The 25,395-nt window shown below is 45.5% G+C and carries 21 protein-coding genes; 8 read left to right on the forward strand and 13 right to left on the reverse strand.

Annotation, left to right across the window (positions count from 1 at the left end; all coding sequences use genetic code 11):
- Positions 1-71 precede the first annotated feature (71 nt).
- Complete coding sequence (locus ACPYIV_RS07340; protein WP_293740383.1) at positions 72-1,643, reverse strand: carboxylase; 1,572 nt, start codon at positions 1,641-1,643, stop codon at positions 72-74.
- Positions 1,644-2,178: 535 nt separating this feature from the next.
- Between ACPYIV_RS07340 and ACPYIV_RS07345 the strand changes: the two genes are divergently transcribed.
- Together ACPYIV_RS07345 and ACPYIV_RS07350 are read left to right on the forward strand one after the other, a co-directional pair.
- Entirely contained in the window at positions 2,179-3,267 is a 1,089-nt protein-coding gene (locus tag ACPYIV_RS07345; protein WP_293734422.1) for a GNAT family N-acetyltransferase, read from the forward strand.
- A complete protein-coding gene (locus tag ACPYIV_RS07350; RefSeq protein WP_293734423.1) occupies positions 3,246-3,710 on the forward strand; it encodes a hypothetical protein in 465 nt (154 codons plus the stop codon). The genes ACPYIV_RS07345 and ACPYIV_RS07350 overlap by 22 nt, the downstream gene beginning before the upstream one ends.
- Before the next feature lie 97 nt (positions 3,711-3,807).
- Here ACPYIV_RS07350 and ACPYIV_RS07355 read toward each other — a convergent pair whose 3' ends face one another.
- The 3 genes from ACPYIV_RS07355 to ACPYIV_RS07365 are packed head-to-tail and all read right to left on the reverse strand — an operon-like array spanning position 3,808 to position 6,646.
- Complete coding sequence (locus tag ACPYIV_RS07355; RefSeq protein WP_425886504.1) at positions 3,808-4,764, reverse strand: ABC transporter permease; 957 nt, start codon at positions 4,762-4,764, stop codon at positions 3,808-3,810.
- Positions 4,757-5,497, reverse strand: a complete 741-nt coding sequence (locus ACPYIV_RS07360) for an ABC transporter ATP-binding protein (RefSeq protein WP_293734424.1) — start codon at positions 5,495-5,497, stop codon at positions 4,757-4,759. Before ACPYIV_RS07360 ends, ACPYIV_RS07355 begins: the two co-directional genes overlap by 8 nt.
- A 3-nt stretch (positions 5,498-5,500) precedes the next feature.
- On the reverse strand, positions 5,501-6,646 hold the full coding sequence (locus ACPYIV_RS07365; protein ID WP_293734425.1) for an NEW3 domain-containing protein: 1,146 nt from the start codon (positions 6,644-6,646) through the stop codon (positions 5,501-5,503).
- 361 nt (positions 6,647-7,007) lie between these two features.
- Between ACPYIV_RS07365 and ACPYIV_RS07370 the strand changes: the two genes are divergently transcribed.
- From ACPYIV_RS07370 to ACPYIV_RS07385, 4 genes are all read left to right on the forward strand, one after another.
- Entirely contained in the window at positions 7,008-8,279 is a 1,272-nt protein-coding gene (locus tag ACPYIV_RS07370; RefSeq protein WP_293740469.1) for a phosphoglycerate kinase, read from the forward strand.
- A gap of 124 nt (positions 8,280-8,403) precedes the next feature.
- On the forward strand, positions 8,404-9,885 hold the full coding sequence (gene proS, locus ACPYIV_RS07375; protein ID WP_300762050.1) for a proline--tRNA ligase: 1,482 nt from the start codon (positions 8,404-8,406) through the stop codon (positions 9,883-9,885).
- Positions 9,886-10,036: 151 nt separating this feature from the next.
- Complete coding sequence (locus ACPYIV_RS07380; RefSeq protein WP_293734428.1) at positions 10,037-11,596, forward strand: DUF4435 domain-containing protein; 1,560 nt, start codon at positions 10,037-10,039, stop codon at positions 11,594-11,596.
- Positions 11,597-11,697: 101 nt separating this feature from the next.
- Complete coding sequence (locus tag ACPYIV_RS07385) at positions 11,698-13,464, forward strand: ArnT family glycosyltransferase (protein WP_425886243.1); 1,767 nt, start codon at positions 11,698-11,700, stop codon at positions 13,462-13,464.
- On the opposite strand, the gene ACPYIV_RS07390 is transcribed toward ACPYIV_RS07385, so the two are convergent.
- The 3 genes from ACPYIV_RS07390 to ACPYIV_RS07400 form a co-directional block, all read right to left on the reverse strand.
- Positions 13,465-14,805: a Gfo/Idh/MocA family oxidoreductase gene (locus ACPYIV_RS07390; protein WP_293734430.1), complete on the reverse strand. Its 1,341-nt coding sequence runs from the start codon at positions 14,803-14,805 to the stop codon at positions 13,465-13,467.
- A gap of 20 nt (positions 14,806-14,825) precedes the next feature.
- Positions 14,826-16,205 (reverse strand): 3-keto-disaccharide hydrolase, encoded by a 1,380-nt coding sequence (locus tag ACPYIV_RS07395; protein ID WP_293734431.1) that lies wholly within the window; start codon positions 16,203-16,205, stop codon positions 14,826-14,828.
- A 116-nt stretch (positions 16,206-16,321) separates the two neighbouring features.
- Positions 16,322-17,176 (reverse strand): sugar phosphate isomerase/epimerase family protein, encoded by an 855-nt coding sequence (locus tag ACPYIV_RS07400; RefSeq protein ID WP_293734432.1) that lies wholly within the window; start codon positions 17,174-17,176, stop codon positions 16,322-16,324.
- Positions 17,177-17,272: 96 nt separating this feature from the next.
- Here ACPYIV_RS07400 and ACPYIV_RS07405 point away from each other — a divergent pair, with 96 nt between their 5' ends.
- Positions 17,273-17,917 (forward strand): HAD family hydrolase, encoded by a 645-nt coding sequence (locus ACPYIV_RS07405; protein WP_299361199.1) that lies wholly within the window; start codon positions 17,273-17,275, stop codon positions 17,915-17,917.
- 667 nt (positions 17,918-18,584) lie between these two features.
- On the opposite strand, the gene ACPYIV_RS07410 is transcribed toward ACPYIV_RS07405, so the two are convergent.
- From ACPYIV_RS07410 to ACPYIV_RS07430, 5 genes are all read right to left on the reverse strand, one after another.
- Positions 18,585-19,055 (reverse strand): outer membrane beta-barrel protein, encoded by a 471-nt coding sequence (locus ACPYIV_RS07410; protein ID WP_293733836.1) that lies wholly within the window; start codon positions 19,053-19,055, stop codon positions 18,585-18,587.
- A 37-nt stretch (positions 19,056-19,092) separates the two neighbouring features.
- The gene (locus tag ACPYIV_RS07415) at positions 19,093-20,733 is read right to left on the reverse strand and encodes a dipeptidase (RefSeq protein WP_425886244.1); all 1,641 of its coding nucleotides are present in this window, start codon (positions 20,731-20,733) and stop codon (positions 19,093-19,095) included.
- Positions 20,734-20,744: 11 nt separating this feature from the next.
- Positions 20,745-22,154, reverse strand: a complete 1,410-nt coding sequence (gene nhaD / locus ACPYIV_RS07420; RefSeq protein ID WP_293733838.1) for a sodium:proton antiporter NhaD — start codon at positions 22,152-22,154, stop codon at positions 20,745-20,747.
- A gap of 156 nt (positions 22,155-22,310) precedes the next feature.
- Entirely contained in the window at positions 22,311-23,147 is an 837-nt protein-coding gene (gene nfo, locus ACPYIV_RS07425; protein WP_425886245.1) for a deoxyribonuclease IV, read from the reverse strand.
- A 21-nt stretch (positions 23,148-23,168) separates the two neighbouring features.
- The gene (locus ACPYIV_RS07430) at positions 23,169-23,642 is read right to left on the reverse strand and encodes a PaaI family thioesterase (protein WP_008147783.1); all 474 of its coding nucleotides are present in this window, start codon (positions 23,640-23,642) and stop codon (positions 23,169-23,171) included.
- A 159-nt stretch (positions 23,643-23,801) separates the two neighbouring features.
- Here ACPYIV_RS07430 and ACPYIV_RS07435 point away from each other — a divergent pair, with 159 nt between their 5' ends.
- Positions 23,802-24,830: an HPP family protein gene (locus tag ACPYIV_RS07435; protein WP_425886246.1), complete on the forward strand. Its 1,029-nt coding sequence runs from the start codon at positions 23,802-23,804 to the stop codon at positions 24,828-24,830.
- A 6-nt stretch (positions 24,831-24,836) separates the two neighbouring features.
- Here the strand turns inward: ACPYIV_RS07435 and ACPYIV_RS07440 are convergent, their stop codons facing one another.
- Positions 24,837-25,313: a DUF456 domain-containing protein gene (locus ACPYIV_RS07440; protein ID WP_293733842.1), complete on the reverse strand. Its 477-nt coding sequence runs from the start codon at positions 25,311-25,313 to the stop codon at positions 24,837-24,839.
- Between the last annotated feature and the right edge of the window lie 82 nt (positions 25,314-25,395).

Raw genomic sequence — 25,395 nt, forward strand, 5'->3', positions numbered from 1 at the left:
AAACAAAAAAGCTTTTCCCCGGCCATTTGCCCGCAGGAAAAGCTCTTAAATACATAAAAAACAATCTAATATTATGGGGTAGTATGAGCCTGTTTCTTCTTCGATAAGAAATTGTGCGCCATCATCGGGAAAAGTTCCAGAAGTAAGACTTCTTTCTCGTTTTCGGCCAATTGGACACCGTTTTCTTCTATAACAGGATTCTCCTGCATTTCATAATCGGAAGGATCATAGGGTACTTCATCCCGCGAACCCGTAATCTTCAAGCGGAATTCCGGATCGACCGGGACAGGCGTCTTTCCATATTCTCCTTTGACTAAGGCGATAAACTGGTTGGACGGATTACTGTACATCGGACGTCCTTTCAATTGATCCAACGCACATGACACGGCTTGAGCCCCGATGATCTGGCTCGTCGGCGTAACTAAGGGCGGCAGGCCTGCATCCATACGCACCTGGGGAATCAGCGACATCGCCTTCTCCAACAAGTCCAACTGCCCCAATTGCTTCAACTGGGCCACCATATTCGTATACATGCCTCCCGGTATCTGGGCTTTCTTCACCAATTCATTCGGTTCGGGGAAACCAAAATATTCTTCTATGGCATGACAGAAGATAAGCAAATCTTCCTCTTTATCTTTACGGGCCGCGTCGATCGCATCGTTAAAGAAACGGTCGATCTCGGTGGGTATTCTGTCTGTCAACGGATTAAACGGTTTAGGCAATTGTTTTGCCATATCGAAAGCGGATAAATCCTTGCGGATATCCAACAAATGAGCATTAATCTTTGCAATTGCCTCCATATTGATATCCAGCTCGATACCCATTTTCTTGCAGAACACGTACACCAGTTCGATTGCCGGAGCAGCCGTTCCACCGGCGAAATACCAAATATTGGTATCGACGATATCCACTCCGTTGACAATAGCAGCCAAAACCGAGGCCAGACCATATCCGGGCGTACAATGGGTATGAAAATCTACCGGAACTTTGAGGTGCTTTTTAAACAAACGCACCATTTCGGCACTTCTTCCCGGCGGGATCAGACCGCTCATATCTTTAATCGTGATCATATCGGCTCCCAAAGCCTCCATTTGAAGCGCTTTGTCTAAGAAATATTCATTTGTAAAAACAGGCTTATGCAACGAATGTCCATGCAAAGCCGCTACAATTCTTTCTACGGCCGAATGATACGGATCGATCGTGTAGCAAACGGCACAATCGGCTATTCCTCCGAAGCGTTTTACATATTTGACTGTCGATTTTATATTCTCCACATCATTCAGCGCATCAAATATGCGCATGATATCCAATCCGGATTCTATGGAATTGCGGCAGAAGCCTTTAATAATCTTATCGGGATAAGGATTGTAGCCAAACAGGTTACGTCCGCGTGAAAGGGCGGCCAACTTGGAAGCATTCCCAATGGCTGCTTTTATCTTTTCCAATCGTTCCCAGGGATCTTCTCCCAGATATCGCATGATAGAATCCGGCACGGCACCACCCCATATTTCCATCGCGTAAAAACCGGCTTCTCTATAAAAAGGAAGCACTCTGTCTATCTGTTTTTGTGACATTCGCGTTGCAAAAGCAGATTGCTGACCATCCCGGAGAGTCAGATCCCGAATCAATAATTTTCGTATCATACCTAATAAATTGTTTAGACCGTTTCAGACTTAAATCTATCTTTATAACAAAAATTAAACTGTTTTGATTAGAATTACCTGGTTAAGAATAGCAAATGTTTATAAAAACGGGCTTTTCCGCTTATCATTTTGACATTTAGGGCAACCGCACCAAATCCAGCAGTAACAATTCTTTATTTCTATGGAGAGAAAAACCCGTTTTTGTCCCGAATAATTCTTTCTTAAGTGCCTGCTAATTCTGTAATCGGTGTCAGTGATTTTATAATCAGTGGTTATGATTATATAATTGCTGGCACTGATTTTATAATCACTGGCACTGATTACAGAATTGATAGGCACTCCGATGTTTTTTATGCCTATGTAGATAAGTTTTCTTGTAGCAGGGATAGATTATTACTTATATTATGTAGTCCATAAGATCGTATCGCTTAAAAATGAATTTGGTGCGGTCGCCCTGTTTCGACATTCCATATCGCATTGAAATAATAAAATAAGAACTATCTTTGGGGATTCATAATATAAACACGAAAGACGAATGACAACCTCAGATACATCCGACATATTCCGAAAAGCAGCAGAAACAGATATCGAGCGGATCTGGCAAATTATCGGGCAGGCAAAAGCCCAAATGCAACGTCTTGGAAGTCAGCAATGGGACGAGAACTATCCGGCTATCGAACATATCCGGCAAGACATACAGGACGGCAACGGATACGTCATCTGCCGGGAAGGCCGGGTTATTGCATACGGAGTTATTTCATTCGACGGCGAACCTGTTTATAAAGCTATAGAGGGCAAATGGTCGAACGACCTTCCTTATGTCATCGTTCACCGGCTTGCCATTGCCGATGAGATGAAACGGCAGGGCATGGCAAAACAATTTATGTTGCAAGCCGAAGAGGTGAGCCGCCAGAAAGGCATCTACAGTTTCCGTGTAGATACAAAATATGACAATGCTTATATGCTTCGCCTGATCGACACGCTGGGTTTCCGATATTGCGGTGAAGTATATTACCGCAATAACAGCGCAAGAAAAGCATTCGAAAAGACGATTCGTCCCCACTCCCATCCGATCGGTATTTCCGGCTATACAATCAGGGAAGCGACTTTCGAGGATGCAGCTCCGATCTTTGAAGCGATCGACAAGAACCGGGAAGACCTGCGCATCTGGCTGCCTTTTGTAGACGAGCTCAAAAGTGTTGCGGGCGAAGAGGGATTCCTACTGTCCGTACTGGCAGTTCCTTACAAGCAACGCGATCCGGTATATATTTTGGAACAAGGGACAAATATCTGCGGGCTGGCAGGCTTCCATTTTTCCGATGCCCCCAACCACCGCACGGAAATAGGTTACTGGCTGCTTCCTGCCTACCGGGGAAAAGGGATTGTCACACAAGCAGTCCGTTATCTCTGCCAATGGGCTGTCCGTGAACGTAACATAAACCGCATTCAAATCCGGTGTGCCGTCGGCAACATCCCGAGCAATGCCATCCCAAAACGTTTGGGATTCACATTAGAGGGAACGGAGCGGGATGGTGAATTGTTGATATCAGGTAAATATGTAGATATTAATGTATATAGTATATTAAAAAAAGAAATAGAATTGTGGAACAGGAAATCCAATTAAACGAACACAACAAACAGGAATATCCTCCTATGCATACGGCAGAACATATTTTGAATCAGACAATGGTTCGTATGTTCGGTTGCCCACGATCGAAGAATGCTCATATAGAAAGGAAAAAGAGTAAATGTGACTACGAGTTACCGGAAGAACCGACGGCCGAAATGATGGCCGAGGTGGAACGCAGGATTAATGAAGTGATCGACCGGCATCTGCCGGTTACAATCGAATTTGTGCCGAAAGCGGAAGCCGGGAAGATCGTCGATCTCAGCAAGTTGCCGGAAGACGCAAGCGAAACGCTGCGCGTTGTCCGCATCGGAGATTACGACGCTTGTGCCTGTATCGGAGCGCATGTCAACAACACGTCTGAAATCGGACATTTCAAAATGCTGACATACGATTATACTGACGGCCGGCTACGCTTGCGTTTCAAATTAACAGAATGATAAATAATGCGCCACTGTGAATAATGTGCCAATATGCCAATAAACAGGAAACTCCCATTCATTGGCACATCGGCATATTAACACATTGGCACATTATTCACCTTGACCGTACCTCTTTCCTCATAAACGAGACATACGACAAAGCAAAACATACAACTGTTGCTGCAATCAATCCTGTCAGTTGCGGCCAGACAACCAAAAGGCTCTGGCCTAAAGGCAACGGGCTTGGAATCGCACCATGCACCTGCTCCATTGTCAGCGGACCCAGACTCCGCACGGAGGGCATTAACAATGTCATCGTCGCCTCATTAAACAACTCGCTCGGTGCAAAGCGGAGTAAATTCAGCATAAACCGTTGGTAAGCGATCACCTGATAGTCAGAAACCCAAGCCGAAGGGCTCAACGCTTTTCCTACCAAGTTGATAATCATATTATAGAATACGCTGAAAAACAACCAGATCGCCACACAAGCCAATGCCGAAGTTGCCGCCTGTTTGAAACGGATCGAAAAGAATATCGACAGGTTCAACCAGAACGCCACATAAAAGAGGCTTACGACCAGGAAGAAGATGACACGCATAAACTCCTCTGCCGTAGGCGGAATCCCGATCGCAATCAATCCGAATCCCATAACTAAGAATCCCAGCATGAACAACATGATGCCGATTACAGTCAGAGCCGCCACAAACTTCGCATTAATCAGATAATCCCGGTGGATCGGCTGAGACAAGATGCGGCTCAGCGTTCCTTTGTTTTGCTCTGAATTAATAGCATCGAAACCCAGTGAAATCCCCAACAAAGGTCCCAGAAAACTGATAAATACGGCAAAAGAAGGCAGCGTCCCATCCGATACCGTAAACAGTTTCAGGAAAAGGAAAGCTCCGTCCGGATCATTCGGCTTTATCGCTTCGCGGATATTTGTCAGGGCCGTATACAACGAACCCATACAAGTCAACGCAATGATAACGATCAGGATAATAAAACGCCAACTTCTTACATAATCGGAAATTTCCTTATTGACAATAACCCAGAAAGGATGATTCGTATTACTCATGGCTGCGTCCTCCCCCGAAATATTGATTATAGATATCGTCAAGTCCATGCTCGGTCTTATGTAAATCGGTCAGTTCGACCTCCGCCAGCAGCTTCCCCCCACCAAACAATCCTACCCGGTCGCAAACTTGCTGGACCTGGTTCAGATGATGGGAAGAAAACAAGACGGTCAACCCTTCTTCCCGGCTCAGTTGCCGGATCAATCCCATAAACTCCTGCACACCGGCCGGATCTATTCCGGAAGTCGGCTCGTCCAGAATGACAACTTCAGGGCTTTTGATCAACACATCGGCCAATCCGAGACGTTGACGCATTCCTTTGGAATATTTGCCAGCCTTTTTATCCGCCTCCTTCGATAGTCCTACCCGATCAAGCAATTGTTCCGCTTTCGTACGCGCCTCTTTTTTCCGAATACCATTCAAGGCAGCTGTATAAATAAGGTTCTCGATCCCCGTCATGTCCTCATAAAAGCCTACATCCTCGGGCAGATACCCGACTTTACGTTTCACATCTATCGGATGAGTGGTGGAATCGACGCCACATACTTTTACGGAGCCGTCTGTCGGCTCGGTCAGGCCCAGCATCATCAGTATGGTCGTAGACTTCCCCGCCCCGTTCGGCCCCAGCAACCCGAATATTTCACCTTTACGGATCTGCAGGTTCAGATCATTCACGGCAGTAAAGTTTCCATACTTTTTCGTCAAACCGGTAAGTTCGATCACATACTGGCACATGGCTTACCTCCTTCCATATTTACGGAACAGATAAAACACACCGCCCAGCACGAGCACAATAATTAAAATTCCCAACCAACCGTAAATCATAGGAGTATGAACAGATATGCGGAACTCCGCAGTCGTATTGACTTCCGGCGTTTTAGCCGTCATCTTCGTCACATAATCGCCCGGCAGAGCCTTTCCGGATGCTTTTATCGTCGCAGTAACATTCGTCGTGCTGCCTGCCGTCAGTTTCTCTATTTTGGAAGGTTCGAAGGTTACTTCCCAGTCAACCGGCTTAGTGGCTGTCAATTGGACATCCTTCAGTTCGGCAGATCCATTGTTGCGTACTACCAGATCAATACGTTTCATATCTCCTGCCGTAATTTCAGCGCTCAATAATCCCCGCGGAGTCGTCAGTTCGATATCATAAGAGCCGGTGACTACCACCTCCAGCTCGATATCGGCCGAAGTCGAACTGGTGGTCGCATGGACCGGAATCTTATAAGTGCCCGCCTGCACATTTGCCGCCGGATTGATGTCGATACTGATATTCTCCGTTGCATTGGCTTCCACCTGTGCGGAAGTAGCCTGCTTGCCGGCAACCCGGAAAGTGACGTTCCATCCCCTCGGAGCGTCCGCCATCAGTGCATAAAGTTGCTGGTCGGCCGTCTGGTTCTTCAATGTAGCATTAAAGTTGAAAGTCGATTTCGAATTGCCCTGCATATTGGGCTGCTTCGTCATAAATTCAGTCTGATAAGTTCCTTGTTCGGACACAGTTACAGTCAATGGTAGCTCCGCCACACCTGGGGCAGTCAGTGTAAAATGGTACGTTCCCTTATTAACCTTAAACGGAACATCCACTTTAAAAGAAAAATTCTTCTTCTCACCCGGCAGAACGGATATCTGGTCAACCGTCCAACCTCCGGCTTTCATCTCATATTTCCATCCCCGTGGCATTCCTGAGACGGAGATAGAAGCATTCTTCACTTCGTCACAATTATTAATGACATCAACACTGTAATTGATAGACTCTCCCGGCGGAACCGCAATCTTTGTGTAGGGAGTGTACAACATCACACATTCACCGGCGCCATATGCGCGTGTACTCATCGGAAATAATACAAGTACGAGTACAAGTAGTAGATTAAGATGATTTGTTCGCATTGTCATAAAAAATTTTAGTACAAAATTGTTTATCAATAGCTGGCGACAAATATAAAAGTCTTATTTATTACCGTCTATTAAAAGAATTAAAAAAAATTTATCACAATAACCCCTGCTTTCCGATTCCCTATACATATAATAGAAAAACGCAACCGGAAACTACCTTTTTCAAAACACATATGTTTCGCATTCAAAGCATATATGTTTTAAACGCAAAGCATACATGTTTTGATCGAAGAGTATGGAAGTTTTTCATTTAAGCCAATAATTATAGAATATGAAACAATGAAATAAAATATTTTTGTGTAAGTTTGCGTCCGCTAAGCGTGATATTTTAATACAGAACTTAAATATAAGAGTTATGCAATCAATTGACAATTTCAATTTTGCCGGCAAAAAGGCATTTGTAAGAGTTGACTTCAACGTTCCTCTGGACGAAAACTTCAACATCACAGACGACACTCGTATCCGTGCCGCCCTTCCTACTCTGAAAAAGATTTTGGCAGACGGTGGTAGTGTAATCATCGGTTCTCACCTGGGACGTCCGAAAGGCGTTACTGACAAATATTCACTGAAACACATCCTGAAACACGTTTCCGAACTGCTGGGTGTCGATGTTCAGTTTGCTAACGACTGTATCGGTGAAGAAGCCGGCGCTAAAGCTGCCGCTCTGCAACCGGGCGAAGCATTGCTCCTTGAAAACCTTCGTTTCTATGCAGAAGAAGAAGGCAAACCAAGAGGTTTGGCAGAAGATGCAACAGACGAAGAAAAGAAAGCGGCCAAGAAAGCCGTTAAAGAAAGCCAGAAAGAATTTACAAAGAGATTGGCATCTTATGCTGACTGCTATGTAAACGACGCATTCGGTACAGCTCACCGTGCTCACGCTTCTACGGCATTGATCGCCGATTACTTCGATGCTGACCACAAGATGTTCGGCTACCTGATGGAAAAAGAAGTAAAAGCTGTCGAAAAGGTATTGAACGACATCGCCCGTCCGTTTACTGCAATCATGGGCGGTTCCAAAGTTTCTTCGAAGATCGAAATCATCGAAAACCTCTTGAACAAGGTAGATAACCTGATCATCACCGGCGGTATGACTTATACTTTCACAAAGGCTATGGGTGGCAAGATCGGTAAATCGATCTGCGAAGACGACAAGTTGGATCTGGCTCTCGACCTTATGAAAAAAGCAAAAGAAAAAGGTGTAAACCTGGTATTGGCTGTCGATGCTAAGATTGCTGACGATTTCAGCAACGATGCCAAGACTGCTTATGCTGATGTAAACGAAATTCCTGACGGATGGGAAGGCCTTGACATCGGTCCGAAGACAATCGCTCTTTATGCTGATGTTATCAAGAACTCCAAGACGATCCTGTGGAACGGTCCTACTGGCGTATTCGAATTCGAAAACTTTACAGACGGTTCCCGCGCAGTAGGCGAAGCTATCGTTGAAGCAACTAAAAACGGCGCCTTCTCATTAGTAGGTGGTGGTGACTCTGTTGCTTGTGTCAACAAGTTCGGTCTGGCAAGCGGCGTCTCTTACGTTTCTACAGGTGGTGGTGCTCTGCTGGAAGCTATCGAAGGCAAAGTTCTTCCGGGTATCGCTGCTATTAAGGGCGAAGCATACAAATAAGAAAATTTCTTATCCATAAATAAAAGGCTGCTTCTTTCGAGGAGTGGCCTTTTTTGCAAATATTTTTGTACCTTTGCACGTCATATTTGGAATCAATAGAAAAAACATATAGAATTATAAGGAAATGGCAAAAGAGCTGAAAGAACTGACTCCGAGAAGTGTAAACTACTCGCAGTGGTACCAGGATCTGGTAATCAAAGCGGATCTGGCAGAGAATTCTGCAGTGCGCGGCTGTATGGTGATCAAGCCTTACGGATATGCAATTTGGGAAAAGATGCAACGTATCCTCGATGATATGTTCAAGGAAACAGGTCACGTAAACGCTTACTTTCCCTTGCTGATCCCGAAATCATTCCTAAGCAAGGAAGCCGAACATGTGGAAGGCTTCGCCAAAGAATGCGCCGTTGTAACACATTATCGTCTGAAAACAAACCACGACGGTACAGGTGTCGTAGTCGATCCGGCCGCCAAACTGGAAGAAGAACTGATTATCCGTCCGACATCCGAGACAATCATCTGGAACACTTACCGCAACTGGATCCAGTCTTACCGCGACCTGCCTATCCTTTGCAACCAATGGGCAAACGTAATGCGCTGGGAAATGCGTACCCGCCTCTTCCTCCGTACCGCAGAATTCCTGTGGCAAGAAGGACATACCGCTCACGCAACCCGCGAAGAAGCCGAAATCGAAGCAAAGAAGATGCAGGGTGTATATGCTGACTTTGCCGAAAACTATATGGCGATGCCGGTTATCAAAGGTGTCAAGTCTGCAAGCGAACGTTTCGCCGGAGCTTTGGATACTTACACGATCGAAGCGATGATGCAAGACGGAAAAGCACTGCAAGCCGGTACGTCTCACTTCTTAGGACAAAACTTCGGCAAGGCATTCGACGTTACTTTTATCGACAAGAACGGAAAGAGCGACTATGCCTGGGCTACTTCATGGGGAGTTTCAACCCGTCTGATCGGTGCCTTGATCATGTCCCATTCCGACGATAACGGTCTGGTATTGCCTCCACACCTCGCTCCTATCCAGGTGGTAATCATTCCGATCTACCGCAGCGAAGAACAGTTGGCGCAGATCAGCGAAAAGGTAAGCGGTATCGTTGCCAAGTTGAAAGCATTGGGTATTTCAGTCAAATATGATGACGCCGACAACAAGAAGCCGGGATGGAAGTTTGCAGAATACGAACTGAAAGGCGTTCCCGTACGTTTGGCTATGGGCGGACGTGACCTGGAAAACAACACGATCGAAGTCATGCGCCGCGATACACTGGAAAAAGAAACCGTGACTTGCGACAACATCGAAACATATGTTCAGAACCTGTTGGAAGAAATACAGAAAAACATCTTCCAGAAAGCATTCGACCACCGGGCTGAGAAAACAATCGAAGTAGACACCTACGACGAGTTCAAGCAACGGCTTGACGAAGGCTATTTCATTATGGCTCACTGGGACGGCACTCCCGAAACGGAAGAACAGATCAAGAACGAAACAAAAGCTACGATCCGTTGCATTCCTTTGGATAGCGATAAGACACCGGGCACATGCATCGTTACCGGTAAACCTTCCGCACAGCGCGTATTATTTGCACGCGCTTACTAAACCGTCCGATACATACGGAAGAAAATAAAGTTCCATAAGCATGAAACTCTTGTTCCATGCTTATGGAATTTTTGTTTCATGCCTATGGAACTTTTGTTTCACGCCTATGGAATTTTTATTTACCTTTGGGGAAACTAATCGAAGACCAGTTATGGATTTAATTCTTCCTACCAATCAAAATACTTCAGCTCCCGTTACCCTCGACACGAAAGTGCTGGTAGTAATCGGGGCTAACGGAGCCGGTAAAAGCTCCTTCGGCAGAAATTTGCACCAGCGCTACACCGGACAAAGCGTATGGATATCCGGAATGCATTCCCTCTTCCTTAGCAGCGAAGAAAACAAGGCACCTGCGAACGGCAACGAGCTGGCACGGCTTCAATCCATGATTGCGGAACGGCTTTTCATGCCGCGTATGTCAGAATACGAAAAACTGATCCTGCACCTCCAAACCGAAGAATTCGAAGCAGCCGTCCAGTATAAGGAAGAAAGTAAGCTAACGCCCGATTTATTGCCGCCAGTCACCAAGATAGACCGCATCCAGACAATTTGGGAAAAGATGTTCCCGCATAACCGCCTGGTCCGCAAATCCGGCTTTATAGAACTGGCCTCCACCAGTATCGACGGAGATTCCTACACGGCCGGCCGGATGAGCGACGGCGAAAAACTGGTGTTTTATCTGATCGGCGCCGTACTCTGTGCCCGGGAAAACGCACTATTAATCATTGAGGAGCCGGAAATCCTGCTCCACGACTCCATCAAAAATCCTTTGTGGGACGAGATAGAAGCCATGCGACCGGATTGCACGTATGTATATCTGACGCACGACATCGACTTTGCCGCCTCCCGCGACAACAGCAAACGCCTTTGGATTCGCTCTTACAATGCAGATGCCCGGATATGGGACTACGAACTGATCGAAAGCAACGACAGCTTCCCTGAAGAAGTCTATATGGAAATATTAGGCAGCCGCAAACCGATCCTGTTTATCGAAGGAACCGACTCCAACAGCATAGACAGCCGCCTCTACCCGCTTATCTTCCCCGACTACAAAGTAAAACCGATGGGAGGTTGCCAGAAAGTGATCGAAACGACAAAGGCATTCGGCCAATTGAAAGATTTCCATACCCTGGATTCGAAAGGAATCGTAGACCGTGACCGCCGCACGGAAGGAGAAATAGCTTACCTGCGCGAGCAGCATATCTACGTGCCCAACGTTGCCGAAGTGGAAAACCTGCTGATGCTGGAACCGGTTATCAAAACCGTTGCCGCCCGCCTGATGAAAGATCCCGAACAGGTCTTCAATCAGGTCAAAGAAAACGTTATCAAGCTTTTCCTGAAAGACCTTGAAAGCCAGGTTCTGCTCCATGCCCGCCACCGCGTGCAGAAAAAGTTGGAGACAGCCTTGAATCGGAAGATGAGTACGGTAGACGAACTGACCGAACATGTGGAAAGCATCCGTGAAACCGTCCACGTAGACGAAATATACAGAGGAATCAAAGAGAAATTCATCCTGTTTGCCGAAACCGGAGATTACAAAAATATTCTTCGCGTCTACAACCAGAAAGGAATGTTGCCGCAGTCCCAACTCTGCAAATACTGCGGCATCAGTAATAAAGAAAGTTACTTAAACCTCATCCTCTCTATTCTGAAAGAAAATAAAGAAGATGCAAATATCATCCGGACTTCCATCAAAGAATGTTTAGGAACATAAAAAAAATTCTCGAAATGAACAAAAAGTCCGTAAAAAGTCGTTCTTTTGCATTTTAATAAAAATGAATAGAATGGGGCGAAAGCTCCTTACCGATTTAAACTATGCGCACACCTACTCTTCAATATCTTTATCTGCAAAAGCCGGTAACGATGGTTATCGTCATTTGCATAATCTCCGTCCTTCCCTGGATCGGGCTGGGAGATTTTTCGACTAAGGGAGAACCCCGTGAAGCGGCCGTAGCCGTTTCCATGCTCGAAACCGGCAACTGGGTTTTGCCACAGGTCTATGCAAACGAATTTGCTTACAAGCCGCCGTTGGCACACTGGCTGATGGCAGCCGCTTCCCTGCCGCAGGGATATGTTTCCGAGTTCACTTCCCGCCTGCCGTCTGCGCTGGCCTTTATTATACTGATCGGCTTTACGCTGGTTTTCTTTGGCAAACGGTTGCGGTTCCAGCAGGCATTCATAGCGACATTATTACTAATCACATGCATCGAGATACACCGGGCCGCCATGACGACACGTGTGGATATGTTGCTGACGACATTTATCGTGATCGGGCTTTTCCAGCTGTATCGATGGGAAGACAAACTGGAACTTAAAGGCGTGCCGGTCGCTATTCCGGCCTTATTGGGCTGTGCCGTGCTGACAAAAGGGCCTGTAGGTATAATCCTGCCGCTGTTTGTCTTCGGAGTCTATTTGTTGATGCTTCGCAAATATTCTTATTTAGTGATATTCAAAGCACTTCTTTATGCAGGTATTTCTTCTCTGTTCCTGCCCCTATTGTGGTACGTTGCAGCCTGGAAGCAGGGTGGCGATGCATTCCTGAATGTGGTACTGGCAGAGAATTTCGGGCGCTTCTTCCATCTCAGCACGCCTGAAATACATTACAATCTGGGACACGAGAACGGAGTCTGGTATAACTTCATGACATTGGCTGCAGGATTTATTCCCTGGACAATCTTCTTCTTTTTCTCTTTATTCGGATTGAAGCTGCACAAACCGGAAAAGCCGGTGAAGGAGATGCTGGCAGATATCTGGAATAATATCCGGTCGATGGAAAAAGAGAAACTGTTCAGCCTGGTGGCATTGGTTTGCATAATCTTCTTCTACTCGATACCTTCCAGCAAACGAAGCGTATATCTGATGCCGGCTTATCCGTTTATTGCAATATTCCTGGCTCAATATACCTTGTATATTACGGAATACCGGACGAAAGTAACCCGTGTATTCGCTGCATTCATGGCTTCCATCACGGCCGTTGTCGTGATCGCCATCGGCTTGACGATGGCCAGGGCAATCGATCCCGTCAGGATTGCGAGCCAGTACACAAGCCGTCAATCCACATTGGAAACGGTCGAGTTGGTATCGAATATGTTCGCACATCCCTGCGGGCTGACAATATGTATCCTGATCGTTCTTTTGGCTATTCTGGCAACAGTCTATTACCAGATGTTCAAGAAGATCAATATTAAGATCCTGTATGCAACGATCGCATTGGCTTTTGCCATTAACCTGCTGATCGACGGGGTTGTCATGCGCGGTATACGCCAAGGAAGTTCCGCCCGCCCGTTTGCCGAGCAGGTTCAGAAAGAATATCCGTTGGATGACATGAATATGTATGTGATGAATGATCTGAAGACATACGCTAATCTTTACGGGCTGAATTTCTATCTGGGCAACAAGTTCCATAATTTCGGGCAGGAACAGCCGGTAAGCGGCTTCTTTTTCTGTACCGTGAAAGACTTGGAAACAGTACAAAAAAATTATGGAGATAAGTACACATTCAGCTTACTTACCTCCACAAAGAATGTTATTGCCGACGTACGTCAAAGAATCGTACTATGCAGCTTCTTACAGAACGAATAATCAATATTTAAAGACTTTGCCGCCGGCAAGCACTTCCTGTCTTGCTTCGTCAAACGTAGCTTTTTCTCCTGTACGAAGAGAAGCTGTACACATGATGTTGGCGATGGAGTGGTTATAACCGGCATCTACCGGAGCATTCGGTTGCTTGCGGCTCTTTACGCATTCCATCCAGTTGCGCATATGCAGGTTTGTCATCGGATCGGCTCCGGTGTTGGAACCTGTTTCCACCTTGATAGACGGCAATTCGTATTCTTCCAACAAGTTCGGTTGCATTCCCATTTCATCAGCAAAACGTTTGGTCAGGCCACCTTCCGATGTTACCTTATTCGTATCCAGATTCAACGTACCGCCATTGGAGAAGTACAACTCTTTTGTTCCTCCTGCCGAGTTATGCATACGGGAAGAATATACCACCTGGAAATTCTCACCTGCTTTTCCATAATCAAAGACAGCCGTCATCGTATCATAACTGCGGCGTCCGTCATTCCATTGATAGATTCCGCCATTGGCAGCGACACTGTTCGGATGGTTACAACCCGTAAACCAGTGTACCGTATCGATCTGGTGCGACATCCACTGTCCGGGTATGCCGGAAGAATACGGCCAGAACAGGCGATATTCCAGATATTTACGCGGATCCCATTCTTCATACGGACGATTCAGCAGGAAGCGTTTCCAGTCAGTATCTTTTTCAAAACATTGTGCAACCAACGCCGGGCGACGCCAGCGTCCGGGCTGGTTCACGTTCCAGCACATTTCCACCATCGTGATCTTGCCGAACTTACCGGAACGGATAAAATCGTTGGCGGCATGGTAGTTAGGAGCCGAACGGCGCTGGGAACCAATCTGCACGATCTTTCCACTTTCCAACACAGCTTTGCGGGCGGCACGGGCATCCTCCATTGTTTCAGCAAAAGGTTTCTCTACATAAGCATCGCATCCGGCTTTAACCGCTTCGATGCAGTGCAAGGCGTGCTGGAAGTCTGAAGTGGCGACGATCACCGCATCACACATTTTTGCGTCATACAGTTCTTCGTTGTTACGGAATGCTTTCACCTTCTTTCCATATTTCTCCTGGAAGAAAGCAACGCCTTCTTCCCTGCGCCGTTTCCAGATGTCGGAAATAGCGACGATTTCAAATCCCAACTCATCGGCACAAGCCATAAAAGCAGGGATCAGAGAATGGCGGGCACGGTCTGAAAAGCCGACGATACCCACACGAATCTTCTCGTTTGCGCCCATTATGTTAGCGTAACTCTCTGTACTGAACCCCAGTCCGCCAATAGTCAGACCGGCTGCGCCCAAGGCGCTGTGTTTAAGGAAATCTCTACGTGTTGTCATGGTTCCTGTTTTTTAGTTAACTATTTGAGTTCTCTAATCTTGATATTACGGTAAGAAACTTCGTCCCAGTGGTCCTGCAAAAGGATATGGCCTTTTTCAGCAGTACCGAAGCCACCGAATTCATTATATTCTTTCTTCGCGAATTTACTACCCTTCACTAATTCGAGGAATGCATCCGAAGCCCAATCATATTCAACGGTCTTAAAGCCGTTCATCCAATGTTCGACGTGTTTGTTAGGGAATACTTTGATAACACCCTTGTTCCATTGTCCGACACCATTGAAACGTTTGTTTTTCGCCGGGATAATATCGTACAAGCTGGAAACCGTACGGCTACCGGGATAAGTCGTGTACAACTTGGCATCCGGATGAAGCTGGTCGTCCAATACCTGGAATTCCGGACCGATCACGAAGCCTTTATTCTTTTCGCTTTCCTGGATCATATATTTCATACCGCTATTAGCACCCGGAGTCAACTTAAATTCAAAGCTCAGTTCGAATGCACCAAACTCATCGTTTGTCAGGATATCACCGCCTCTTTTGCCTTCCGGACCGCCGTTTTTCATAACTGTCAATTCGCCATTTTCGATCTTCCACCCGTTTTCGGGGAATGCATCCTTTCCGGCACCACGCCATCCGGCAGAAGTCTTACCGTCAAACAATAGCTTCCAACCGGCAGCTTTTTCTGTTTCTGTCAACGTATTCGGAATACAGTTTACTTCCGGAGCCAACTGACCCTGCATGCGCTCAGCTTCCAGGTTTTCCGTTTTAATACGGATATTACGCCACCAGATTTCTTTGCCTTCTTTAGATGTATCTTTGCCGATTCCATGAACCTGGAAAGCGATAAAGCCTTTCGGAGTCAGATCATCTACCAAGTTTGCCGTATTCACGCCGTTCAACCAGATACGGATGCTGTTACCAATGGCTTCAATACGATACTTATTCCAGTCATCTCTTTTGTAAGCGGCACGGCCGGCATCATTATCCGTCAAAGGAACCAACCATCCGCGACGTGCTTCATCATAAACGCCTCCGCTCCAGGCACGATCGGACGGGTCTATTTCACACTGGTAACCGTGTACACGTCCATTCTGGTATTCCGGCAAGCTCTCGCTACGGAACTGTACACCGGAATTCAGGCTCGGATCACACTTCACTTCAAATTCCAGGATGAAATCGCCATAATCCTGTTCGGTAGCCATAAAGCTATTCGGCTGGCCGGATACGGATTTGCCGACCATACAACCATCTTCCACACGGTAAGGAGCTTCCCCGTTCAATTGCTTAAAACCGGTGAAATCTTTCCCGTTAAACAATTTCTGCCATCCGTCGTTTGGCTGGCATGCACCACACAGCAAGGTCAATGACAAAGCTGCTAATTTTAAATACGCTTTCATTTTGTTTTATTGATATTATAATTAGTTAGACAATCAATTTACATTAGTCTTTCTTCATGTGCACGTGCACAAAGATAGAAGTTTTTATACTTCTACGATACTAATTCTCAAAAAAGTCAATAAGATTTATAAATTTGTTCCTTAATTGAGGCTACAGAAGCAGCCAATTGATCATCCATATTCTCCCATTTGCATTCAATCGAAAGCGAACCGGTATATCCGGCCCGGTGCAACGCCTTGAAGAACGGCGTAAAATCATCCCCTTTCACCCCCGGTGCAGAACGGATTTCTTTCTCAGCAATATGACAATGTTTCAACCATTTACCGGCATCGACCAATGCTTCCGCATCTTCATTTTCTCGCAGCATGTGGAAGAAATCCGCCAACACCCCCAAATTAGGATGGTTAACCTTCTCTGCAATCGCAGTCCCTTCGCGTACCGTATTAATAAAATTGGTTTCCGAACTTTGCAAAGGCTCGATTGCGATACACACATCATAACCGGCAGCATACCGGGCCAGCCTCCGGCATAAGGCAGTAAATTGCCCGGTAGCCTCTTCCCTACTGAAGCCGTCGGGAATATTACGGGCGCTTCCACTCCCCAGTACCAACACCTTAATCCCGGCTTCCCGGGCACGTCTGATCGCAACCTCTCCATATTCCATAATCTTATCCAGACAAACATCCGGCCCGGTCAGCCGGAGATCTCCGGGGAAAAAGCTATTTCCCGAATACAACGGTAATACAGCATCTTTTGCCGCCTGCAAATTAGCTTCGAAAATACTGTCCGGCTTATCCGGAACCAGAAAAGAGCGGATGCCGATCTCTACATAAGAACAACCCGCCTGTTTCAACAAAGGAGCTTTATTTACAGAAGCGCAAACGCCAATACGGTCTGCCAATGATTGTGCCTGTAAAAAGGGTACGATACAAAATAAAACAACAAAAAGGAAAATAAATCGTGTCTTCATGGTCTAACGATTTTTGTGATTTTACGCAAATGTAACTAATTATATTCCAATTAAAAGTATATTTGCAGGCAAATTATTTTAAATGAATTGATTTTTATGGAACAACAGTTTATGAAGACTGCTTTTTTTGACTTCGACGGTGTGGTCGTAGACACAGAACCTATTTACGATATTTACTGGAATGAAGCGGGAGAACGCTACCAGACAGGAATCCCCAATTTTGCATCCCATATCAAAGGGACGACATTACCTTATATACTTGATAAATATTTCTCCGACCGGTCGGAAGAATTTAAAGAAATGGTAACCCGCGAATCAATGGATTTCGAACAAAAAATGCCTTTTCCTCCTGTTCCGGGTGCGATGGAATTTATTCATCTTCTGAAAAGCAAAGGTATAAAAATCGGTTTGGTCACCAGCTCCGATGATGTCAAGCTAAAACGGGCCTTTCGCCTTTTGAAACTCGACAATCTGTTCGATACAGTGGTGAGTGCCGACCGGATTACTAAAGGTAAACCGGATCCGATGTGTTATTTACTTGCCGCCTCCGATCTGCATGTATCGCCTTCCGACTGTCTGGTATTTGAGGATTCTTTTGCCGGAATACAGGCCGGGACAAATGCGGGTATGCGGGTTATCGGGCTTAGCACGACTAATTCCGAAGACTCTTTAAAGGGCAAAGTATATCAGGTGATTCCCAATTTCAAAAACATTACGTTCGACACATATAAACAATGGTAGAGCGAAGAATCATAGCCACCTAATATTCAATCAAATACCAGGAAAAACACATCAAAACACAGTTTGTTTCTTGACAGATGTGAATCATAAATGATGATTTATGGGTATATTTAAGGTGTCGCTGTAGGGGCGGGTTCTAAACCCGCCCGATTGCAACATGTATATTTGTCGATATCGGGCAGGTTTAGAACCTGCCCCTACGGAACGACAATCATTTTGCATGACCATGTCATCCATGTTTCACACCCATAAATCATCATTTAATTGGCTCATTATTTCCTCAAAACGAATCTTATTGTCATCTATTACTTATTGTACGATTCACTAAAATACCCGTTGGTCTGAATCGAAACAGTAGCGCATCTAATTTGGTTTTCTACCCCATATATTTCAAATTACCCTTGCGGGTAATATTTTTTAAGAAACTCGAAATAGTACAAATCACTGGATAACAGACAAATATAAATATCCTCCTTTTTGGAGAACTTATTGTATGAAATTTATCAAAAAGACAGATTTACCTTTGCCAAGAAATGAGGTTTTTGATGCGGTTGCCCTGATCCAATACATAATCATGATAAAGAAGAAGCGGTATTGTCTAATTTAAGAACAAAAAAAGGGGATGTGTCGCCACTCCCCTTTCTTATATGTACAAATATCCGATTACTTAGAAATTATATCCGACACGTACAGCCAATGCTGCGGCATCCAAATCTTTTATAATGTTATATTTAGCTTCCAATCCGACAGAAATCCGGTCTGTAGCATACACTTCACCACCTAAACCGACATTGGCTCCAAAGCGGGTTTCATTGAAGGGACCTGCTTTCCAGAAAGAAAGGCTTAACCCGGCCAACGGATAAAAACCAAACATATCACTCAATTTAAACACATAATGGGCATTCATATCGATCGCCCATGCATTCAAACCATCATTCTTTACAAAATGAGTAATAGACGGAGTCAGACGGAACTCATCAGTCACACAATAACGGTAATCGATGCCAATAGTAGCATTGCCAATGTCATTAAAATTGTAACCTAAATTAAATCCAAACGACGATTGCCCCTGCTGTGTCTGTGCATAAGCACCCATACTGAACAAAGCCAGCATCAACATAACAACTAATTTTTTCATACCTTATTTTTTTAGTTCAACAATATCGGCAAATATACTATTTTACTTTTAATCTATCACCTGCACTCTTTACAATACTGCGATAATATTCCTCATCATAGCCGGGGAAATCCGGATATTCGGATAGTCCGTAACCATTCTGCTTGAATTGTCCGTTTTCCTCCTTCTTTACGTTACCGTCCATATATTTGACTAACAGGTATTCTCCCAACTTCTTCCAGCGAGCCGTAGCCTGGTCGGCAGTCGTTGTACTGAACCAGGTCAGGAACTTGACTGCTTCCGCCGGGTTCCTGGCATATAATTCCATCGCCGCCTTATCGATAGCCGGGACCGTTTGTTGATAGCCATTCTCCAACTCCTGCTGGACAGGGCGGATATCCTGAATCATATAGCTATATTTGCCATACGCCATATTAGCCACCCAGTTATGAATCCAGAATGCGGATGTCCAGGAGAAATTCATCATATCGCCGTTTCCGACACGGTAACATTCGGGAGAAGCGGTCACCGAACAATAGATCGGCGTAAAGACTGCCATATCCGCATCGTCCACCCCGAACCAGAGAATACCACCGACAGCATCCGGCAACCAGTTACGCATCTGCGGAACAATCACAAAGCCGGTCTGCTGCGTGGCAATCGCACGTTCGTTCGTATATTCCTGACCGTCCACTTCGAAAGTCATCGGACGCCAACGGTAGGGAACCTTGTAAGAACCGGCACCGGCATCTTTTGTCATATCCAGATCCGTACCTTCAAAATGGTCGCGCATACCGTTCTGCACATCCTGAACAGATAACAAACGATCCGGTTTGACATACAAAGGCATCGGCTTTTTCGTCACGTCCCCTTTGATCAGGTCGGCATATTGGTCCATCGACTTGTCATATTTGCGGAAGAAAGACCATACACGGGCTTCACAACCACGCAAAGAACCGAAATCATACGGGCAATAGGCTTTCTGGAAACTGAAATCCTTGTCCTTCCCGCTGAAATAGCCTTTTTCACGGGCAAAAGAGACAACGTCCGGTGAATAGATGCAGTTTTCCTTATCGTTAAACGGGATCTGCTGGATGCGTGATTGGTTGGCATGAGCCGAAATACAATCGTCCGGAATGCGGATAGCCACCCAGACAGCCCCTTTATTACCCGGCCCTTTACCGATCATTTCCATCACCCAGGCTTCATTCTTATCGGCAATGGAAAATGTTTCGCCACTACTATAGTAGCCATAATCCTTAACCAAACCGGTCATAACCCGGATAGCCTCCCGCGCCGTCTTGGAACGTTGCAAAGCTACATAAATCAGGCTACCGTAATCCATGATACCGGTCGTGTCGACCAGTTCGGAGCGGCCCCCGAAAGTACTTTCCGTAATCGCCACCTGATGTTCATTCATATTACCGACTACAGAGTAAGTCTGCTCAACCTGCGGGATCTTTCCCAGCGGTTTATGGGTATCCCACTCGATGATATCCAGCATCGCCCCTTTCGGCCAGGTCGCTGCCGGCCAACGGTACAGTTCACCATATAGCGTATGCGAATCTGCCGCATAGCTAATCATAACGGAGCCATCCACCGAGGCTTTCTTTCCCACCAACAGCCCCGTGCATGCAACGGCTTCCACTGCGGAAAGCATAACGGCACAGGCTGCCATCAAAATCCATGTTTTTCTCATATAAATAAAGTTTATGCAAATAATAACATATATACGCCGGCACCGCAGCAATAGCCGATCAGTGCCAGTATTGAAAATCGTTTTGTATAATACATAAAATCGATCTTTTCCAACCCCATCACCGTAACGCCGGTTGCAGAACCGATGATCAGGATGCTACCACCAGTCACGGCACAGTAGGCAAGGAATGTCCAAAAACCTCCGTCCGAAACGAAGAACTGTGCGTAAGAAGCCAGATTAGCTGCATCCGGTACAATCGGGTACATACCCATTGTTGCAGCCACCAAAGCCACGTTATCCACACAAGAGGACAGAACACCGATCACAAAACTAATCAGATAAGGTTCGTGCACATGCTTGTCCAAGAAAGCCGACATCAATCCTAACTGGCCGGAAGTTTCCAAAGCTCCTACCGCCATCAGGATGCCCAGGAAGAAAAAGATCGTCGCCAGGTCGATGTTCGGAAGCAACTGGGAAATACGCAATTTATTAGATTCGTGCATATGCAACTTGCTATACATAATATCCGTATAAAACCACAAGATCACCAACCCCAGCAAAACACCCAGGAAAGGCGGAAGATTCGTCAACATCTGGAAGACCGGAACCAGTGCCAGTGAAAGAACGCCGATCACAAAGATGACCCGGCGAGAATGGTTCGGAATCTCCGGTGTATATTCGTCTGCCATTTCCTCTTCGCTCATCACGCGTAAAGTAGCATCTTTCTTAAACAACCAGAAATTGGCAATCGTCAGAGGCACAAGCAGGTTGATTAATGCCGGGATGAACACATGGGAAATCTGGTGCATAGCCGTGACATTCTTACCCACCCAGAGCAAAATGGTGGTCACATCGCCGATCGGAGACCATGAACCACCGGCATTTGCGGCAATAATGACCATACAGGCATACTTCAAACGATCCGTCCTATCCGGAACCAATTTCCGCAACACAGCCATGACCACAATAGCAGCGGCCAGATTATCCAACAAAGCAGAGAAGAAAAAAGCGGCAAAACTTATATACCACAATAATTTCCTCTTGTTGGCCGTGCGGATATATCCGGTAACAGAGCGGAAACCACCATGCTTGTCCACGATATCGACAATCAACATGGAACACATGACAAAGAAAAGCGTTTCGGCTACATTCCCTAAATGGTAAACAATCGAACGATTTGTAATAAATGTAATGAATTGATCTTTCAAAGGGGCATTTGCCATTTCCGGATTTTGAGTCAGGAACTCCTGAAACAAAGGACTGGAGCGTTCGACAAAAATATTATAGGCATCAAACATCAATATCATCCACAGTGATATTGCCATAAACAGAGCTATCGCAGCTTTATTTATCTTTATCTTATCCTCCAATGCAATTGCAAGAATCCCTAAGACAAAGATGACAGGCATTAAAATAAACATAATATAATGTATTTAATTTGTTATTTATTCGCAAAAGTAGAACTTATCTCTCCCAACTCTTGCTCGTTTAGAAAATTCATTGTACATTTGGGCTTTCATAGTTAAGGTTTTGGTTAAATAGAAAGGAGTGACTTGTGAAAGCCGCTCCTTTCGCTTTTATATAGAATACAGATATTCAATCTCTTCCGCCCAAATAGACTCATCCGGTGTTTCCAGAATCAAAGGAATATTATCAAACCGGGGATCTTCCATCAACATTTTAAAGGTAGTCAATCCCATTACTCCTTTTCCGATACTGTCATGGCGGTCCACACGGGTTGCCAGGTCTTTCTTGGAGTCGTTAATATGCATACCTCGCAGATAAGAGAAACCGATTATTTCGTCAAAGCGGCGGAATGTATCCGTAAAACCTTCGGCAGTCTTGATATCATAGCCTGCCGCCAGCGTATGGGCAGTATCGATACAGACCCCGACACGTGATTTATCTTCTACCTTATTTATAATGTAAGCCAACTGCTCGAAGGTATATCCCAAGTTGGTCCCCTGCCCGGCAGTATTTTCCAGTACGGCACAGACACCCGAAGTCTGGTCCAGCACCCAGTTGACCGATTCGGCTATGCGTGTCAGACAGTCCTCCACATCCATCTGGTTCAGATGGCTTCCGGGATGAAAATTCAGACGGTCCAGTCCCAGTTGTTCACAACGTTGCATCTCGTCCAGAAAAGCATCCCGTGACTTCTGCAGACCTTCGGCCTCCGGATGTCCCAGATTGATCAGGTAACTGTCGTGCGGAAGAATATGCTCTGCCGTATAACCGAATTCTTCACAACGTTCCTTGAAAAGGGAAATACTCTTTTTTGTCAACGGAGCGGATTTCCATTGACGCTGATTACGGGTGAACAAGGCAAAAGCCTCCGCCCCGATCGCATTCGCATTCACCGGAGCATTCTCAACTCCACCTGATGCCGACACATGTGCTCCAATATACTTCATTTGTTATTTATGTTTTATTGTTTATTCACCTTCTGCTTTGCATCCTGCGAAATGAAATTTTTCCGTCGCCTGCTCCTGCGTGACAATGAAATAGACCAAGTCTGCACGCGTACATAATTCATCTTGCGAGTTATAGATTTCAGTTTCGATAAAGATTGCATTTCGTTTACGGTCTTTAATACGTCCCCGGATAGTCAGTCTGGGTTCACGGGTGGAAAGACTTTTCAGAAAACGGGCATCCAAACGGGAAGTCATTCCCGAAGTCTGCAACTTCCTAAGCACCACCCAGCCCGCCAGTTCGTCCATCAATGTTGTCAGGATTCCGCCATGCAACGTGTTCAACCAACCTTGATAATGAGCTTCCGGCTCCCAGTAAGCCACTATATCGTCGCCATCCTCATAAAACTCCATGTGAAGTCCCATCGGGTTACTCGGAGCACAGCCAAAACACATGTATCCATCCAGTCCCTCCCAGGGATTAATAATCTTTTTCATACTCGATAATTATTTGCCACAGCCCTATTAATTTACAAAGGTAACAAAAAAAGCAGAAATAAGGTTTTAACATATTCCGGTTCTTTTCTAAATATATTTTCAATAAAACATTATCTTTGTCGCGATTCTGTTATGCATTTTAATCAATATGAGGGAAATATGAACGATCAGGAATTGTCCGGGAGGACAAATAACCGGCTACAGCCCGAAGTAGCAAAACGAAAAAGATATATCTACGCACTATTTATGATCCTGCTGATGATAGGAATGGCCGAAGGTCTGGAAGAAAAGGAAATCATCTTCCCGGAAATGGCCGCACTGGTAATCGGAATGTGGATAGTTGACAAAAGAGTTTGGAAGATCAACCGTTTCCTTTTGGTATTCCTGATGACGATAAATGCATTGGTTGGTATCTGTATCGTCATTTTTTCTCCATTTCCTTTGATCATAAATTTACTCTTATCCTTTCTCTTTCCGGCAATATGCCTGATACTGTCAAGAACAACCTTGATTCCTCAAATCTCCGCTTGCATGCTTCCTGTCTTGTTACAGACAGACAGTTGGGTATATCCGGTAGCCGTATTCATCATGTCGCTGATGATTGTATCGGGACAAGTGTGGATGGAAAAACAAAGGTTACGGGAAAAAATCGAATATATCCCCGATCAGACTGAAAAGAAAAAGAGGCTCATTAAATGGGGCTTATTGTTTATTTCGTTACTGATAATAGCAGCACTGCCAATCTATGCATCATGGAAATATTGCATCCTTCCGCCACTGGTCGTGACCTATGTGGAATTTGCTACTTCAAAAGCCGGATTCAGAAGCCGGCCGACCCAGACATACCTATTATTAGTAATAGTGGCGACTATCGGTACACTTTTCCAACTGGCAGGACATCTATATCTCGGCCTACCGGAAAGTGTCATCGCATGCCTGATCTTCTTCTGCTTGTTTACCCTATTTGAATGGAGTGGTAAATTATTTGCCCCAGCCGGAGCGGTCGCCCTTGTCCCGATGATCATCCCGCAACAGGATCTTTACTGGTTTCCTTTACAGGTAGCCATCGGGGCGGCAATATTCATCTCGGTAGCCATGATCCTTTTCCAGCAATGCTACAAATGGCAAAGATCCCAACTGATCGTTTGTATCATACCCGAATCTATCCGTGTACACCGGAAAAAGTAGAGCAGATCAGAATAGCGCTGCAACAAAGCAATAGATAAAATAGCCGCAAACCGATACTTTCACTACCACACTGAACAGAAAACCGATAAAAGCCCCTAATCCAGCCTTAAATGCTTCGGCAGACTTCTTTCCCCCAAGCAACTCACCGATTACAGCTCCAGCAAACGGACCGATCAGTATGCCCCAGGGAGGAAAGATGAAAAGTCCGGCAATCGTCCCGATCATGCATCCCCAATTCCCCCATTTGCCGCCTCCACTGTATTTCGTGCCCAACATGGGCGTCACATAATCCATAACCTGGACAATTACGACCAGCAAAGCCCATAAGATCAATTGCGTAGTACTAAAATGAACTTTGTCTGTAAAATGCAAAAGCAGCAAGCCCGCATATGAGACAGGCGGACCGGGCAATACAGGCAAGAAACAACCGGCCAGGCCGGCCAGCAAACAAAGCATCCCCAGGATAATGAGAAGGATATCCATAAAGTTCTATTTTAGCTGTATGAGTATTCGTATGCAATAATACGAAAAAACACAAAAACAGTAAAATATATCGGATTATCTT

The organism is Parabacteroides vesiculifaciens, from assembly GCF_049860805.1.
Classification (GTDB): Bacteria; Bacteroidota; Bacteroidia; order Bacteroidales; family Tannerellaceae; genus Parabacteroides.